Source organism: Herbiconiux sp. J20-20, from assembly GCF_057365085.1.
On the sequence record NZ_CP195122.1, the window covers coordinates 1,685,012 to 1,699,414 of the forward strand.

Below are 14,403 nucleotides of genomic sequence, written 5' to 3' on the forward strand. Positions count from 1 at the left end.
CTGGGCATCCGCTGAGAGCAAGCCTCACGGCGCGCATGCGAGAATCGTGGAATGCCTCAACCCACTGCCATCGCCACCATGCACACGAGCCTCGGCGACATCCGCCTGAACCTGTTCGGCAACCACGCCCCGAAGACGGTCGACAACTTCGTCGGCCTGGCGACCGGAACCAAGGAGTGGACGCACCCGCAGACGGGCGCGACCTCGAACGCGCCGCTCTACGACGGCGTCATCTTCCACCGCATCATCAAGCAGTTCATGCTGCAGGGCGGCGACCCGCTCGGCATGGGCATCGGCGGACCGGGATACGAGTTCGACGACGAGATCAACCCCGAGCTCGACTTCACCCAGCCCTACATCCTGGCGATGGCCAATGCCGGCACCCGCGGAGGCCGCGGCACGAACGGCTCGCAGTTCTTCATCACCACGGTGCCGACGACCTGGCTGCAGGGCAAGCACACCATCTTCGGCGAGGTCGCCGATGAGGAGTCGAAGCGCGTCGTCGACGCGATCGAGGCCGTCGAGACGGATGGGCGCGACAAGCCGCTGGCCGACGTCGTGATCTCGAGCGTCACCGTCGAATCCCTGTAGTGAGCGGCGAGGCGACGACCTCGGCGGGGGTCTGCTACCGGCATCCTGACCGTCAGAGCTGGGTGCTCTGCCAGCGCTGCGGTCGCACGATCTGCCCCGAATGCCAGACGCAGGCTGCGGTCGGCGTCCAGTGCCCGGAGTGCGTGCGGGAGGGTCGCGCGGCGACCCGCCCCACCGCCTCGAGGTCGCGCCTTGCTCGCATGTTCCGCCCCGGCGGGACGACCCCCGTGGTCACGATCTCGATCGGCGCCGCCTGCGTTCTGCTCTACGTGCTGCAGCTGGTCACCGGCGGGGCGGTCACGAGCGCCCTGCTGATGAACCCGAGCGCGATCGCGAGCGAGCCGTGGCGCCTGCTGACGAGCGCCTTCGTGCACTCGCCCAGCTCGTTCCTGCACATCGCGTTCAACATGTACGCGCTCGCGATCTTCGGGCCGGTGCTGGAGAGCTTCCTTGGTCGCGGCCGGTTCCTCGCGCTCTACCTGCTCTCGGCGCTCGGCGGCAACGTCGCGGGCGTGCTGCTGTATCAGGCTGCGGTGGTCAGCGGCGGCGCGACGATCGTGCTGACGAACGGATTCCTGCAGCCGTCGCTGTCGCTCGGGGCGTCGGGGGCGATCTTCGGCCTCATGGGTGCGCTGCTCGGGCTGCGGAAGGCGCTCGGCGTGCAGATCACCCAGCTGCTGGTGGTGCTCGGGCTCAACGTGGTGATCGGGTTCCTGGTGCCGAACATCGCCTGGGAGGCGCACCTCGGCGGCCTTGCCGTCGGCTTCGCGGTGGGCACGCTGTTCTCGCGGACGCGCCGGCCGGCGCAGAAGCGGCGTCGCGTCTTCGGGCTCGTCACGATCGGCGCCGTGCTGGTGGTCATCTGCCTCACCAGCGTGCTGATCGCGCCCGGCGCGTACGCCTAGGGTCGCGAGTTATCCCCAGGCCTCTCCACAGTGTGGAGGAATGACACGGGTGTAATTCGACGATTTATCGCCAGCGGGTGGTCATCAGGAAGCCGATGAACATGATGCCGAAGCCGACCAGGATGTTCCAGTTTCCGAGCTGCGGCACCGGCCACGACGTCTGGCTCAGGTAGAACACGATGATCCACACGAGTCCGAGCAGCATGAATCCGAACATGACCGGCTTGAACCACACCGGGTTCGGCGCGTCGTTGCCCGCCTTCGGCTCAGGGGAGTCGGCGGAGGTGCGGGTGGTGTCTCGGGCCATGTTGGGGATTCTAGCGGACCGCTCTGCGCCGTCGATCTCGAACGCAGGGCAGTCAGCTGTGACGTACCCCAGTAGAATCGCCGCATGACGTCGCGTCGAGAGCTGCGAGAGGCGGGGCACCGCGCGAAGCCGCGTCGGCGCCGCCCTCGGGTCACGGTCGTCGGGGTTCTCGGGGAACTGCTCGTCACGGCCGGATTCCTGGTGCTCGCCTTCGTCGGCTGGCAGCTCTGGCTCAACGACATCATCGTCGGCCAGCAGCTCGAGGCCGAGTCGCTGGAGATCACCCAGGAGTGGGACAAGACCATCGGCGAGGCCGTGCGCGGCGACACCGACGATCCGCCGGTCATGAAGCCGGTCGCCGAGACCGAGCGCTTCGCGCTGCTCATCGTGCCGCGGTTCGGGGACGACTACTATCGACCGATCGCCGAAGGCGTCGGCACCTGGAGCGTGCTGAACAAGAACAACCTCGGCCACTACCCCGGTACGCAGATGCCCGGCGAGGTCGGCAACTTCGCGATCGCCGCGCACCGCAAGGCCTACGGCGGCAACCTCGAGAACATCCACAAGCTGCAGGTCGGCGACACGGTCTACGTCGAGACCCAGGACGGCTGGTACGGCTACGTGTTCCGCAACCTGGAGTACGTGACGCCGCGCGGCGTCGGTGTCATCGACCCGGTTCCGCAGATGGAGGGCGTCAGCCCCGAGGAACGACTCATCACGATGACCACGTGCAACCCGTTCTTCTCCACGGCGGAGCGCATCATCGCCTACGGCGTCTTCGACCAGTTCTATCCGCGTGCGGATGGGCCCCCGGCCGAGATCGCCGAGACGGTGCAGGCGTCGTCGTGACCGACCGAGGAGACAACTGATGTACGCGACGCTCTGGTATGTGCTGCCGGGCCCGTGGTGGGTGCGCGTGCTCATCCTGCTCGTGCTGCTGACCGCCGTCATGACGGCGCTGGTGATCTGGGTCTTCCCGATCATCGATGGCTTCGTCGCGCCGCAGGATGTGACCGTGGAAGATGGGGCTCCTCAGGCCTTGAACCAGATTGGCGGAGGTCGATGACCCGAGTTCTTGTCGTCGACAACTACGACAGCTTCGTGTACACGCTCGTCGGCTACCTGCAGCAGCTGGGTGCCGAGACGGACGTGATCCGCAACGACGACATCGCCGAGGCGGAGGTGCCGGCCCGGATCGCCGAGTACGACGCGGTGCTGCTGTCGCCCGGACCGGGGACCCCGGCCCACGCGGGCATCTCGATTCCGATCGTGCACGCCGCGATCGACAGCAAGCTGCCGCTGCTCGGCGTCTGCCTCGGCCACCAGGCGATCGCCGAGGCGCTCGGCGCCACGGTCACGCACGCCGACGAGCTGATGCACGGCAAGACGTCGCAGGTGACGCACGACGACAGCGAGTTCTTCGCCGGCGTTCCGAGCGAGTTCCGCGCGACGCGCTACCACTCGCTCGCCGTCGTCGACGGCACCGTCCCGGCGGAGCTCGAGGTGACGGCGCGCACGACCGGCGGCGTGATCATGGGGCTGCGGCACCGCGAGGCTCCCGTGCTCGGGGTGCAGTTCCACCCCGAATCGGTGCTGACCGAGGGCGGCTACCGGATGCTCGGCAACTGGCTGGCGACCGCGGGGCTTGCCGTCGCCGCCGAGCGCGCGCGCGACCTGACCCCGCTGGTCAAGCTCGGCTGACCGCGCCGGAGCTTCTCGACCGAGGCAGAGCTACGGCTGGCAGTAGACGACGGTCACGGTCGACTTCTGCGGCTGATCGCCCTTGATCGACTGCGACACGACCTGGCCGCCGGAGCACGACGTGTCCTGCTGGAGCTTGACCGTCAGCTGCAGCACGCCCAGACCGTCGCGGGCGGTGGTGACCGGTTCCCCGACGTAGTCGGGGATGTTGACCAGTCCGTTCGAGATCACCAGGTTCACATCGGGAACGGCATCGCCGTCTGGCGAGACCTCGACCGCGCGGGTCACGACCTCGGTGCTCCCGGGCAGTTCGACGCCGATGACGACGCCCTTGGCGACGTTCGCCGAATAGGTCGATCGCGTCGAACCGTAGGTGAGCCCGAGCTCCTCGATCTTGGCGATCGCATCGGCCTCGGTGGAGTAGGTGAGGCTCGGCAGGGTGACGGCGGGCGGACCGGCGGAGACGACGATCGTGATCTCGTAGCCGGGCCCGACGCGGGTGCCCGCTTCGGGCGTCGTCTCGAGGATCTGGCCTGCGGGCGCGGTCACATCGGTGCGGTTGACCTGATCGATCTGCAGGCCGCTGTCGATGATCGACTGGCTCACGTCGGTGAACTGCTCGCCGACGACATCCGGCACCTCGATGGCGGTTCCGGGGCCGGAGAGCGTCGGCCCGGTGAGGGTGAAGACCCAGTAGAGCGCAGCACCCACGATGATGGCGAAGAGCGCGATGGATCCCCAGATCCAGGCGACCGGAGGGCGCGACTGCGTGCGCGGAGCGCGGTCGCCGCCGGAGTCCTCGGTGAGGCGCCGCATCGTGGCGACCGAGGCTGCCGAGGAGTTCGGGTTGACCCCGAACAGCGCGGCACCGAAGTCGTCGGTGGCGGGCGCCGCGTCGGGCACCTTGCCAGCGAGGGCGATCTCGAGATCGGCGCGGAAGTCGGCGGCCGACTGGTAGCGCTCGAATCGGTCCTTCGCGAGCGCGCGCAGCACCACGGCGCTGAGCGCCGGAGAGATGGCCGAGTTGAGCGTGTTCGGCGGAACGGGCGCTTCACTGACGTGCTGGTAGGCGACCGCGACCGCGCCCTCGGCGCGGAACGGCGCCCGGCCGGTGAGCATCTCGTAGAGCACGACCCCGGTCGAGTAGAGGTCGGTGCGAGCGTCGACCGCCTCGCCGCGCGCCTGCTCGGGCGAGAAGTACTGGGCGGTGCCGAGGATCGCGCTGGTCTGCGCGATGGTGGCCGACGAATCCGAGATCGCGCGTGCGATCCCGAAATCCATGACCTTCACCTGACCGTTCTGGGTGATCATCACGTTGCCGGGCTTGATGTCGCGGTGCACGACGCCCGCGCGATGCGAGTACTCGAGCGCGGTCAGGATTCCCTCGGCGATGCGCACAGCTTCGGCCGGCTCCACGGGGCCGGCCTCGAGCACGTCCTTCAGCAGCTTGCCCTCGACCCGCTCCATCACGATGAACGGGAGCTGGAGTTCGCCGCCCGCGGGATCGGGGACGGTCTGCTCCCCGGCGTCGTAGACGCGCACGATCGTCGGGTGCGACATCCGCGCGGCGGCCTGGGCCTCCTGGCGGAAGCGGGTGCGGAAGGCCGGGTCGGAGGCGAGCGCGGGGCGCAGAAGCTTGACGGCGACGTTGCGACCGAGGCGGGCGTCGTAGCCCGCGTGCACCTCGGCCATGCCGCCCCGGCCGAGAAGCTCTCCGATTTGGTAGCGGTCAGCCAGAAGATGGGTTCCGGCGATCGGCCCCTCGGTCACGGCGTAGTCCTATCGGTCGTTGAGTCGGAGCAAGTGTAGTGGCTCGCGCTGAACCGCTAGTTGACGGTGATGTCGAGCGAGTCGGAGGGATCGGTGGTCAGGCCGCCGGGGCTGCACGAGGCGGTGTAGCTCACCGACGCGGTGCCGGGGCTTCCGAGCACGATGCTGATCGACGTCGCGTCGGCGGCGACCGGGTTGCCGCCGCTGGCGAAGGTCGCGTTCGTGAGGGTGAAGTTGTAGCCCGCGCGCGTGTAGCCGGCGGGGCATCCCGAGTACTGCGCGAAGTTGATGACGATCGTCTGCCCCGCCGTGTACGGTCCGACCGTCGAGGAGGTCGGCGTGCTCGGGGTGGGTGCCCCGGGGTAGGACTGGTACACGCGGACGGTGACCTCTTCGCCCACGGCCAGATTGCCGGTCGGGCTGATCGACTGCACGGTGTCGTTCTGCGCGGGCGAACTCGCGACCGAGCCATCCTGGCGAACCACCTTGAGGCCGAGCTCCTCCAGCGCGGCCTGCACCTGGTTGAACGGCTGGCCCTCGTAGTCAGCGGCGCGAATCACGACCGGGGTCTCGCTGGGCTCCGGCGTCGGATCCGGCGTCGCCTCGGCCGAGGTGGGCGCCGGGGAGCTGGGCGTCGCCTCCGGGTCGGTGCCGCTCGGACTGATCGCGAGCACGATGATGATCGCCACGAGCGCGACGGTGAGCACCCCGACGAGGGCGACGAGCGGCCAGGTCCAGGGATTGCGTCGGGGCGTGGTGTCGAGCGGCGCGGTCGCGGTCGACACCCCGGCGCCGGCGCCGCCGACCCCGCCGGGCAGGATGCGGGTTGCAGCGGTGCCCATGACGGCGGTCGCGGCCGTGAGATCGGTTCCTTCGGCGAGGATCGGCACCGCGGCGATGGCGCCCGCGATGTCGTTGCGTCGCAGCGCCTGCGCGGCGCGCGCCAGATGCGCGGCCGAGGCCGGCCGATCTTCGGGGCGCTTCGCGATGCAGGAGTAGACGAGGTTGCGCACCATCTCGGAGACGGTGACCGGCAGCTCCGGCGGGGCGTCGTTGATCTGCGCCATGGCGATCGCGACCTGCGATTCGCCGGTGAACGGGCGACGGCCGGCGAGGGCCTCGTAGGCGACGATTCCGAGCGAGTAGATGTCGGTCGAGGGCGAGGCCGAGTGGCCGCTAGCCTGCTCCGGCGAGAGGTACTGCACCGTCCCCATGACCTGACCGGTGGCCGTGAGCGGCACCTGGTCGGCGATCCGGGCGATGCCGAAGTCGGTGATCTTGACGCGGCCATCCGGCGTGATGAGGAGGTTTCCCGGCTTGATGTCGCGGTGCACGAGGCCGGCCTGATGCGCAGCCTGCAGCGCCGAGGCGGTCTGTGCCACGAAGTCGAGCACCTTGTCGCTCGGCAGCACGCGCTCGCGCTCGAGCACGGCGCTCAGCGCCTCGCCGGGCACGAGCTCCATGACGAGGAAGGCGGAGCCGTCCTCCTCGCCGTAGTCGAAGACGTTCGCGATGCCCTCGTGGTTCACCAGGGCCGCGTGGCGCGCCTCCGCCCGGAAGCGCTCCAGGAACCCGGGATCGCCGAGGTACTCGTCCTTCAAGATCTTGATCGCGACGGTGCGCCCGATCACGAGGTCGGTGGCCTGCCAGACCTCGCCCATGCCGCCGATGGCGATGCGGGACGACAGCTGATAGCGCCCCCCGAAGGTGAGCCCGCTTGTGGGTCTCATCTGTTCAGCACCGCCTCAATGACCTTCTTCGCAATCGGCGCCGCAACGGTGTTGCCGAACCCGGACTGCCCGAGTCCACCGCCATCTTCCACCACCACCGCAACCGCAACCTGTGGGTTGTCAGCCGGGGCAAATCCCGTGAACCAGAGCGTGTACGGCTCGCCCTCGCCATTCTGTGCTGTGCCGGTCTTGCCCGCGACGTCAACCCCCGTAATTGTCGCATTACTGGCGGCGCCGCTCGCGACGTTGTTGATCATCATGTCGCGCATCAGCGCGGCGGTCTCGCTGCTGAGCGGCGTGCCGTACACCTGCGGTTCCAGCGCCTGAACGATCGACAGGTCGGGCGCCACGATCTTGTCGACGAGCGTCGGCAGCATCTGTGTTCCGCCGGTGGCGATCGCGCCGGAGACCATCGCCATCTCGAGCGGAGTCACCCGCACGTTCGCCTGGCCGAATGAGGCGAGCATGAGCTGCGCCTCGCTCTCCGTCTGCGGGAAGATGCTCGGCGTGACGCTCATCGGAACGCTGATGCTCTCATCGCCGAAGCCGAAGCGGGCCGCCTGGGCGGCGATCGCCTCGTAGCCGAGCTCCTGGCCGAGCTCGGCGAACGGCACGTTGCACGACAACCGCAGCGCGTCGGCGATCGTGACCGTGTCGCCGCCGCCGCAGGCGCCGCCGCCCGAGTTCGAGACGACCGAGCTGCTCTCGGGCAGGGTGATGGTGCGCGGGTTCGGCAGCTCGCTGTCGGGGGTGTACTCCCCCGACTCCAGCGCGGCTGCGGCGACGATCAGCTTGAACGTCGAGCCGGGGTGATAGAGGTCGCCCGAGATCGCGCGGTTGATGAGCGGATCGTCGGTGTCGTTGAGCAGCTCGGTGTAGTTGTCGATGACGACACTCGAATTGTGGCTGGCCAGATCGTTCGGGTCGAAGCTCGGTGTGGAGACCATCGCCAGGATCGCGCCGGTCGTCGGGTCGATCGCGACGACCGACCCCTTCAGATCGCCCAGCGCATCCCATGCCGCCTGCTGCACCGCCGGATCGATGGTGACCTGCACGGCGGCGCCCTGCGGGTTCTGGCCGGTGAGGATGGCGTTCACCCGGTCGAGGAACTGCTCGCTCGCCGTGCCGCTCAGGAAGTCGTTGAGCTCGCCCTCGATGCCGGTCGTGCCCTGATCGAGCGTGAAGTAGCCCGTGACCGCGGCGTACAGCGGCCCGTTCGAGTACTCGCGCTGGTAGGAGTACTCGTCGTCCACCGGAACAGAGTTCGCGATGGCGATGCCGTCGACGAGGATCGAGCCGCGCTCGGCCGAGAAGCTGTCGTACAGCGTGCGGGCGTTGAACGGGTTGGCGGCGAGCTCGTCCTGCTGGAAGACCTGGATGATCGAGCTGGACGTGAACAGCGCGAGGAACATCAGCAGCACGAGCACGCTCACCCGGCGAAGTTCTTTGTTCATGAGGGAACCACCACCCAGCGCGGTTGGCTTCGCACCGAGTCGGAGAGCCGCAGCAGCAGCGCCACGATGATCCAGTTCGCGACGAGCGAGGAACCGCCGGCGGCGAGGAACGGCGTGGTGAGTCCGGTGAGCGGAATCACCCGCGTCACGCCGCCGATGACGATGAAGACCTGGAGCGCGACCACGAACGAGACGCCGACGCCGAGGAGCCGGCCGAAGTCATCCTGCCCGGTGAAGCCGATGCGGAATCCGCGCGAGACGAACAGCAGGTAGAGGCAGAGAATCGCGAACAGGCCGATCAGTCCCAGCTCTTCGCCGAGGGTCGCCATGATGAAGTCGCTCTCGGCGAGCGGCACGATGTCGGGGCGCCCGCGGCCGAGTCCGGTGCCGAGAAGACCGCCGTTGGCCAGGCCGAAGATGCCCTGCACGAGCTGATAGCTCTGGTCGTCGGCGTACTCGGGGTTGAACGCGTCGAGCCAGGCGGTGAAGCGGTTGCCGACGTAGGTGAAGAGCCGGCTCGCCGCGAACGCACCGCCGACGAAGAGCAGCATGCCGAGGATGATCCAGCTCGGGCGCCCGGTGGCGACGTAGAGCATCACCAGGAACAGGCCGAAGTAGAGCAGCGAGGTTCCGAGGTCGCGCTGGCCGATGAGGACGACCATCGCGAACATCCAGACCACCAGGATCGGGCCGAGGTCGCGCGCGCGAGGGAACCGGATGCCGAGAATCGTGCGCCCCACGAGCGAGAGCGAGTCGCGCGCGGTGACGAGGTAGCCGGCGAAGAAGACCGCCAGCAGGATCTTGCCGATCTCACCGGGCTGGAAGGAGAGCCCGCCGACGCTGATCCAGACGTAGGCCCCGTTGACCGGGCGCCCGAGCCCCGGAACCAGCGGAAGAAGCAGCAGGATGAGCGCCGCGAGACCGATGACGTAGCGGTACCGCAGCAGCACCCGATGGTTGCGGATGAGCAGCAGGACGGCGAACGCGATGATGATCGCGATCGCCGACCAGGCGATCTGGCGGACGCCGGACGCATCCCAGCCGACAAGCTCCTTGGCGATGTCAATGCGGGTGATTCCGGCGATGCCGATCCCGTTGAGCACGGTGGCGATCGGCAGCACGAACGGGTCGGCGTCGGGGGCGACGACCCGCAGCGCGACGTGCACGGCGAGCACGAGGATGCCGAGGCCGGCGCCGAGGGCGAGCATGGTGCCGCCGATCCGGCCGAGGGCGCCGATCTGCACCAGCCCGAGCGCGACGCCGTTGATCGCGATCGCGAGCAGCAGCATGCCCAGCTCGATGTTGCGCCGGCGCGCGGGCTGGCGGAGGCGAAGGCGGATCGTCGTCGTCAGCGGGGGGCGGGTCGCGGTGTCGGGTGACGTCATGTCAGCCGCCCGCCGCCGCTTGCAGCCGCGCGACGATGTCAAGCGCATCGCGCAAGTTGTCCGCGCTGATCGTCTTGGTCACCGCCTCCTGCTGGTATTCGGGCAGGTCGAGCAACTCGATCGCGGTCGTCTGGTACACGCTCGACAGCTCGAGCGGCCCGATCGTCGCCTGCACCCCCTGGAACACGGCCACCCGGCCGTCTTCCTCGCCGACGTAATAGTGCGACTGGGTCCAGCGGTACGACAGGAAGGCGGCGGCCACGATGGCGGCGATGGCCAGCACGAGCAGCAGCAGCGCCGAGATGCGCCTCCGGATCGCGCGCCGGCGATCCTCCTCGATGAGCTCCTCGAGGAAGCCCTCGCGTTCGGGTTCGAAGTGCGCATCCTCCGACTGCGAGGCCTTCAGCGGATGCAGCAGCAGCGTGGGGAGGCGGATGGGTCGGCGGGCGGGCTCGGCGTCGAAGCTCAGCGGCGCCGCCGCCGAGCCGACCAGCACGGGCGGCGCGGGGTGCACCTCCTCCTCGTCGTCGATGTCGAGCAGCACGACCGTCACGTTGTCGGGGGCGCCGTGGTCGAGGCTCTCGCGCACCAGGCGGTCGGCGGCCGACTGCGGGGTGCGGAACGAGCCGAGAATCGACGCGATCTTCTCGTCGGAGACGTAGCTCGAGAGACCATCCGAGCAGAGCATCCAGCGGTCGCCGACGCGGGTGTCGAGGATCTTGGTGTCGATCTCGGGTGCGGCGTCGACATCGCCGAGCACGCGCATCAGCACCGAGCGACGCGGATGCACCGCGGCCTCCTCGGGCGTGATGCGTCCCGAGTCGACGAGGCGCTGCACGAAGGTGTGGTCGGCGGTGAGCTGCTCGAGCTCGCCGTCACGGTAGCGGTACACGCGCGAGTCGCCGATGTGGGCGAGCGCGACGCGGTTGCCGACGCGGACGATGCCGCTGACGGTGGTGCCCATGCCGGTCAGCTCGTGGTGCTCGAACACGGTCTCGGCGAGCAGGCCGTTCGCCGCGATCAGCGCGTCATGCAGGGCCTGTTCGGCGTCCTCCGCCGTCGCGTAGGCGACATCCGCGTCGACGAGGCGCTTGGTCGTGATCGCCGAGGCGACGTCGCCGCCCGCGTGGCCGCCCATCCCGTCGGCGACCACGAAGAGGTGGGTGCCGGAGTAGCCGGAGTCCTGGTTGTTGGCCCGGATCCGACCGACGTGGGAGACCGCCGCGCTCGTGGGTGTCGTCATCGGCTACCGCCGCAGTTCGAAGCTCGTCGTGCCGATCGTCACCGGGACGTTCGGCGGAACCGGGGTGGGCAGCGTCACGCGCGCGCCGTCGACAACCGTGCCGTTGGTCGAGTCGAGATCCTGGATGACCCAGGAGTCGTTCCACAGCATGAGGCGCGCGTGGTGCGTGGAGGTGTAGTCATCGCGGATGACCAGCCCGGACTCGCTGGAGCGCCCGATGGTGAGCTGCTCGGCGGGCAGGTCGATCTCCATGCCCTCGCGCGGGCCGGAGGTGATGACCAGTCGACGCGGGGTGGTCTCGCTCGGACCGGGGGGCGCGCGGTGCGCCTCCACGCGCGGGGCGCTCGGCTTGTCGCTGGGGGCGGAGGGCGCCACCGCGGTGTCCTGGGCGCCGGCGACGGGTGCCGCATCCGGCAGCTTGCGGGCGCGCTGGCCGAAGAGATCGGAGCGCAGCGAGTACACGACGACGAAGACGAAGAACCACAACAGGAGCAGGAACCCCAGTTGCAGCAGAAGCAGAGTCAGTTCGCTCACGGGCGGCCAGGCTCCTTCAGCTCGTGAACACTCATGGCGTTCTCGGGTTCCGCGGGTCGGTGCCGGCCGCATGGGCGAGCACTCGGAACACGATACGGGTTCTGCCCAGTTCGATGACACTGTCGGGCTGGAGTGGCGCGGTGCCGAGGCGCACCCCGTTGAGCTTCGAGCCGTTGGTCGAGCCGAGGTCCTTGACCTGGCCGCGCTTGCCGTCCCACAGAATCTCGATGTGCTTCCGGCTGGTTCCGGGGTCATCGATCGTGATGTCGGCGTCGCTTCCGCGTCCGATCACGGTGCGACCGGTCGGGAGCCGGTGCTGCTCTCCCGCGATGTCGAGGGTGGGCACCCAGTCGACCTCGCCCTTCACGTTGACCGAATCGATCCGCACGATGCCCTGGCTCAAGGTCGTGTCTTCGGTGAGCGTGATCGTGATGCCGCCCGCGAAGGAGTAATGCTGGGCGGCGGCGTGCTGCTGCACCAGCTGCGTGAACTCATCGATCAGCGGCTCGCCGAGCCCGCTCATCCGCTCGAAGTCGGCGGGGGCGAGGCGCACGGTGAACTGGTTGGGGGCGAGGATCCGGTCGCGCGAGACGACGGCTGCCTTGGTGTCGAGCTCGCGGCGGAGCGCGGCCGTCACCTCCAGCGGCTGCAGACCGCTTTTGAAGGTCTTGGCGAAGGCGCCGTTGACGACGCGTTCCAAGCCCTGCTCAAAGCTGTCGAGAATCCCCACGGGTCCCCTTCCGGCGTGCAGGCTCGGGCCGTGGCGCCCCAAGCCCGAATATGTTGATCGTAACGGGCCGAGCCGGGTTGGCTCTCGGACTTCGATTCCCGCGCCCCTTCCCACCCCGCTCCCGCCCCGCGAGCGGTGCCAAAAGCGCGGTGTGCGCATCCGGGACCGCACGTTTCGCACCGCTCGCGGGGGTGGGGGCGCGCGAGCGCCCCGGCACGCTGTGATAATCTCTGTCAGTTGATCGCCTCGGTGGTCACATGCGCGCGAGTGGTGAAATGGCAGACACGCTGGCTTCAGGTGCCAGTGCTCGCAAGGGCGTGCGGGTTCAAGTCCCGCCTCGCGCACCAAGAGAAATCGACGGAAGCGGCACGCGGTCCAGTGCCGCCCGACTGGCTGGCGACAACCGGGTCGCCGGTTCCTAGCCTGGCCGCATGCCTCCGCTCGCACACCCCCCAGCAACCCCGCCGACCGCAGCACTCGCCGATGCATCGTTGCGCCTTGGTCTTCCGGTGCAGCTTGCGCCGGTCAGCCTTGCGCCGCTGGCGCGGGGCCGAATCGTCTCCGGTCGCGCGGCGCCCGTCACGCACCTCGGCAGTGTCGACGTGATCCTCGAGGCGATCGACGATGCCCCGGAGGGCGCGGTGCTCGTCGTCGACAATGGCGGCCGTGACGACGAGGCCTGCGTCGGCGACCTCATCGCGCTGGAGGCGGCGACCGCGGGTCTGGCGGCGGCGGTGATCTGGGGACGCCACCGCGACGAGGCGCAGTTGCGTGAGATCGGGCTGCCGGTGTGGAGCCGCGGCGCGCATCCGTTCGGCCCGCGCCGGGTTCCGCCCGCGGGTCGCGCGATGCGCAGCGCGATGCTGGACGGGGTGCCGGTCTCGACCGAAGACTGGATCGTCGCCGACGACGACGGCGTGCTCGTGTTCGCCGCCGAGCATCTCGACGCGCTCATCGCCACCGCGGCCGAGATCGTGCGCACCGAGACCGCACAGGCCGAGCGGATGCGCGCCGGTGAGAGCTTGCGCGCGCAGCTCGACTTCGCCGGCTATCGCGCCCGCCAGGCGACCGATCCCGACCTCACGCTGCGCCGCCATCTTGCCGAGCGCGGAGGCGCGATCGAGGTGTGACCGCCGTCACATCGCGGCGCTCGCCGCCACCGGCTCCCGCGCGCCCTTCCGCTCGCGAATGACGAACCCGAACGCGAGGGCGATGAAGAACATCAGCACGCCGTAGACGGCGGCCGGCAGCGACATCTCGACGCTGCCGATCACGGTCTGCGCGATCACGATCGCCAGCGTCGCGTTGTGGATGCCGATCTCGAACGAGCTGGCGACCGCCTGCCGGCGCTCGACACGGAACAGGCGCGGCACGACGAAGCCGAGCGTCAGGCTGAGCACGCAGAACAGCACCACGATCCCGGCCAGGCCGGCGATGTTCGAGATCAGCAGGTCGAGGTTCGCGATGACGGCTCCCGCGATCACGATCGCCAGGATCAGCATGGAGGCGATCCGCACCGGCGTGTCCATCGCATCCGCGAATCGGGGCTTCCACCAGCGCACCAGCATGCCGAGCACCACCGGGCCGAGCACGATCGCGAACACCTCCACCGCCTTGGCGAACTGGATGCCGAGGCCGTCGTCGCCGGGTAGGAAGATCGTGATCGCCAGATTGGTGATGAGCGGCAGGGTGAAGATCGCGATGATCGAGTTGATGGCCGTCAGCGAGATGTTCAGGGCGACGTCGCCGCGGAACAGGTGGCTGTAGAGGTTCGCGGTCGAGCCGCCGGGGCTGGCGGCCAGCAGCAGCATGCCGACGGCGAGGATCGGCGGCAGTTGGAACAGCAGCACCAGGCCGAAGCAGAGGGCCGGCAGCAGCACGAGCTGGCAGCCGAGGGCGATGATCACCGCCTTCGGATGCTTGGCGACCCGGGCGAAATCACCGGGGGTGAGCGAGAGGCCGAGCCCGAACATGATGATGCCGAGCGCGACCGGAAGGCCGATGGTGGTCAACGTTGATCCCATGGCCGTCAGTCTGGCCTGAGCAATGCTCC

15 protein-coding genes and 1 tRNA gene are annotated in these 14,403 nt (G+C 69.0%); 7 read left to right on the plus strand and 9 right to left on the minus strand.

Translation table 11 applies throughout. The features are described from left to right. Positions 1 to 51: 51 nt before the first annotated feature. Together ACR3ZA_RS08170 and ACR3ZA_RS08175 are read left to right on the plus strand one after the other, a co-directional pair. Entirely contained in the window at positions 52 to 591 is a 540-nt protein-coding gene (locus ACR3ZA_RS08170; protein ID WP_473661486.1) for a peptidylprolyl isomerase, read from the plus strand. Next, the gene (locus ACR3ZA_RS08175) at positions 591 to 1,496 is read left to right on the plus strand and encodes a rhomboid family intramembrane serine protease (protein WP_473661487.1); all 906 of its coding nucleotides are present in this window, start codon (positions 591 to 593) and stop codon (positions 1,494 to 1,496) included. The genes ACR3ZA_RS08170 and ACR3ZA_RS08175 overlap by 1 nt, the downstream gene beginning before the upstream one ends. A gap of 64 nt (positions 1,497 to 1,560) precedes the next feature. Here the strand turns inward: ACR3ZA_RS08175 and ACR3ZA_RS08180 are convergent, their stop codons facing one another. Continuing rightward, positions 1,561 to 1,803: a cell division protein CrgA gene (locus tag ACR3ZA_RS08180; RefSeq protein WP_294178811.1), complete on the minus strand. Its 243-nt coding sequence runs from the start codon at positions 1,801 to 1,803 to the stop codon at positions 1,561 to 1,563. Positions 1,804 to 1,887: 84 nt separating this feature from the next. On the opposite strand from ACR3ZA_RS08180, the gene ACR3ZA_RS08185 reads away from it, so the two are divergent. From ACR3ZA_RS08185 to ACR3ZA_RS08195, 3 genes are read left to right on the plus strand one after another with little or no spacing between them, the layout of a single operon-like run. After that, a complete protein-coding gene (locus tag ACR3ZA_RS08185) occupies positions 1,888 to 2,652 on the plus strand; it encodes a class E sortase (protein ID WP_294178812.1) in 765 nt (254 codons plus the stop codon). A 19-nt stretch (positions 2,653 to 2,671) separates the two neighbouring features. Further along, a complete protein-coding gene (locus tag ACR3ZA_RS08190; protein WP_473661488.1) occupies positions 2,672 to 2,869 on the plus strand; it encodes a hypothetical protein in 198 nt (65 codons plus the stop codon). Continuing rightward, positions 2,866 to 3,504 (plus strand): aminodeoxychorismate/anthranilate synthase component II, encoded by a 639-nt coding sequence (locus ACR3ZA_RS08195; protein ID WP_294178814.1) that lies wholly within the window; start codon positions 2,866 to 2,868, stop codon positions 3,502 to 3,504. Before ACR3ZA_RS08190 ends, ACR3ZA_RS08195 begins: the two co-directional genes overlap by 4 nt. A gap of 30 nt (positions 3,505 to 3,534) precedes the next feature. Here the strand turns inward: ACR3ZA_RS08195 and pknB are convergent, their stop codons facing one another. Genes pknB through ACR3ZA_RS08230 form a run of 7 tightly spaced genes read right to left on the minus strand, consistent with a single transcriptional unit; the run spans position 3,535 to position 12,350 of the window. Further along, on the minus strand, positions 3,535 to 5,274 hold the full coding sequence (gene pknB, locus ACR3ZA_RS08200; RefSeq protein WP_473661489.1) for a Stk1 family PASTA domain-containing Ser/Thr kinase: 1,740 nt from the start codon (positions 5,272 to 5,274) through the stop codon (positions 3,535 to 3,537). A 56-nt stretch (positions 5,275 to 5,330) separates the two neighbouring features. Then, a complete protein-coding gene (locus ACR3ZA_RS08205) occupies positions 5,331 to 7,004 on the minus strand; it encodes a protein kinase domain-containing protein (protein WP_473661490.1) in 1,674 nt (557 codons plus the stop codon). Next, complete coding sequence (locus ACR3ZA_RS08210) at positions 7,001 to 8,458, minus strand: penicillin-binding transpeptidase domain-containing protein (protein ID WP_473661491.1); 1,458 nt, start codon at positions 8,456 to 8,458, stop codon at positions 7,001 to 7,003. The genes ACR3ZA_RS08205 and ACR3ZA_RS08210 overlap by 4 nt, the downstream gene beginning before the upstream one ends. Continuing rightward, positions 8,455 to 9,843, minus strand: coding sequence for an FtsW/RodA/SpoVE family cell cycle protein (locus ACR3ZA_RS08215; protein ID WP_294178818.1), 1,389 nt, complete (start codon positions 9,841 to 9,843; stop codon positions 8,455 to 8,457). Before ACR3ZA_RS08215 ends, ACR3ZA_RS08210 begins: the two co-directional genes overlap by 4 nt. A gap of 1 nt (position 9,844) precedes the next feature. Next, entirely contained in the window at positions 9,845 to 11,086 is a 1,242-nt protein-coding gene (locus ACR3ZA_RS08220) for a protein phosphatase 2C domain-containing protein (RefSeq protein ID WP_473661492.1), read from the minus strand. A gap of 3 nt (positions 11,087 to 11,089) precedes the next feature. After that, complete coding sequence (locus ACR3ZA_RS08225) at positions 11,090 to 11,620, minus strand: FHA domain-containing protein FhaB/FipA (RefSeq protein WP_294178820.1); 531 nt, start codon at positions 11,618 to 11,620, stop codon at positions 11,090 to 11,092. A 31-nt stretch (positions 11,621 to 11,651) separates the two neighbouring features. Further along, the gene (locus ACR3ZA_RS08230; RefSeq protein ID WP_294178821.1) at positions 11,652 to 12,350 is read right to left on the minus strand and encodes an FHA domain-containing protein; all 699 of its coding nucleotides are present in this window, start codon (positions 12,348 to 12,350) and stop codon (positions 11,652 to 11,654) included. 261 nt (positions 12,351 to 12,611) lie between these two features. Between ACR3ZA_RS08230 and ACR3ZA_RS08235 the strand changes: the two genes are divergently transcribed. Together ACR3ZA_RS08235 and ACR3ZA_RS08240 are read left to right on the plus strand one after the other, a co-directional pair. Beyond that, positions 12,612 to 12,697 (plus strand) — tRNA-Leu (locus ACR3ZA_RS08235). 84 nt (positions 12,698 to 12,781) lie between these two features. Continuing rightward, positions 12,782 to 13,480, plus strand: a complete 699-nt coding sequence (locus tag ACR3ZA_RS08240) for an RraA family protein (RefSeq protein ID WP_473661493.1) — start codon at positions 12,782 to 12,784, stop codon at positions 13,478 to 13,480. Between the two features lie 6 nt (positions 13,481 to 13,486). On the opposite strand, the gene ACR3ZA_RS08245 is transcribed toward ACR3ZA_RS08240, so the two are convergent. After that, a complete protein-coding gene (locus ACR3ZA_RS08245; protein ID WP_473661494.1) occupies positions 13,487 to 14,374 on the minus strand; it encodes a bile acid:sodium symporter in 888 nt (295 codons plus the stop codon). Between the last annotated feature and the right edge of the window lie 29 nt (positions 14,375 to 14,403).

What these genes read in the sequence shown, in the direction of transcription:
- ACR3ZA_RS08170 (WP_473661486.1), top strand. Translation starts at nt 52, where the DNA reads ATGCCTCAACCCACTGCCATCGCCACCATGCACACGAGCCTCGGCGAC.
- ACR3ZA_RS08180 (WP_294178811.1), bottom strand. Translation starts at nt 1,803, where the DNA reads ATGGCCCGAGACACCACCCGCACCTCCGCCGACTCCCCTGAGCCGAAG.
- ACR3ZA_RS08185 (WP_294178812.1), top strand. Translation starts at nt 1,888, where the DNA reads ATGACGTCGCGTCGAGAGCTGCGAGAGGCGGGGCACCGCGCGAAGCCG.
- ACR3ZA_RS08190 (WP_473661488.1), top strand. Translation starts at nt 2,672, where the DNA reads ATGTACGCGACGCTCTGGTATGTGCTGCCGGGCCCGTGGTGGGTGCGC.
- ACR3ZA_RS08195 (WP_294178814.1), top strand. Translation starts at nt 2,866, where the DNA reads ATGACCCGAGTTCTTGTCGTCGACAACTACGACAGCTTCGTGTACACG.
- ACR3ZA_RS08205 (WP_473661490.1), bottom strand. Translation starts at nt 7,004, where the DNA reads ATGAGACCCACAAGCGGGCTCACCTTCGGGGGGCGCTATCAGCTGTCG.
- ACR3ZA_RS08210 (WP_473661491.1), bottom strand. Translation starts at nt 8,458, where the DNA reads ATGAACAAAGAACTTCGCCGGGTGAGCGTGCTCGTGCTGCTGATGTTC.
- ACR3ZA_RS08215 (WP_294178818.1), bottom strand. Translation starts at nt 9,843, where the DNA reads ATGACGTCACCCGACACCGCGACCCGCCCCCCGCTGACGACGACGATC.
- ACR3ZA_RS08220 (WP_473661492.1), bottom strand. Translation starts at nt 11,086, where the DNA reads ATGACGACACCCACGAGCGCGGCGGTCTCCCACGTCGGTCGGATCCGG.
- ACR3ZA_RS08240 (WP_473661493.1), top strand. Translation starts at nt 12,782, where the DNA reads ATGCCTCCGCTCGCACACCCCCCAGCAACCCCGCCGACCGCAGCACTC.
- ACR3ZA_RS08245 (WP_473661494.1), bottom strand. Translation starts at nt 14,374, where the DNA reads ATGGGATCAACGTTGACCACCATCGGCCTTCCGGTCGCGCTCGGCATC.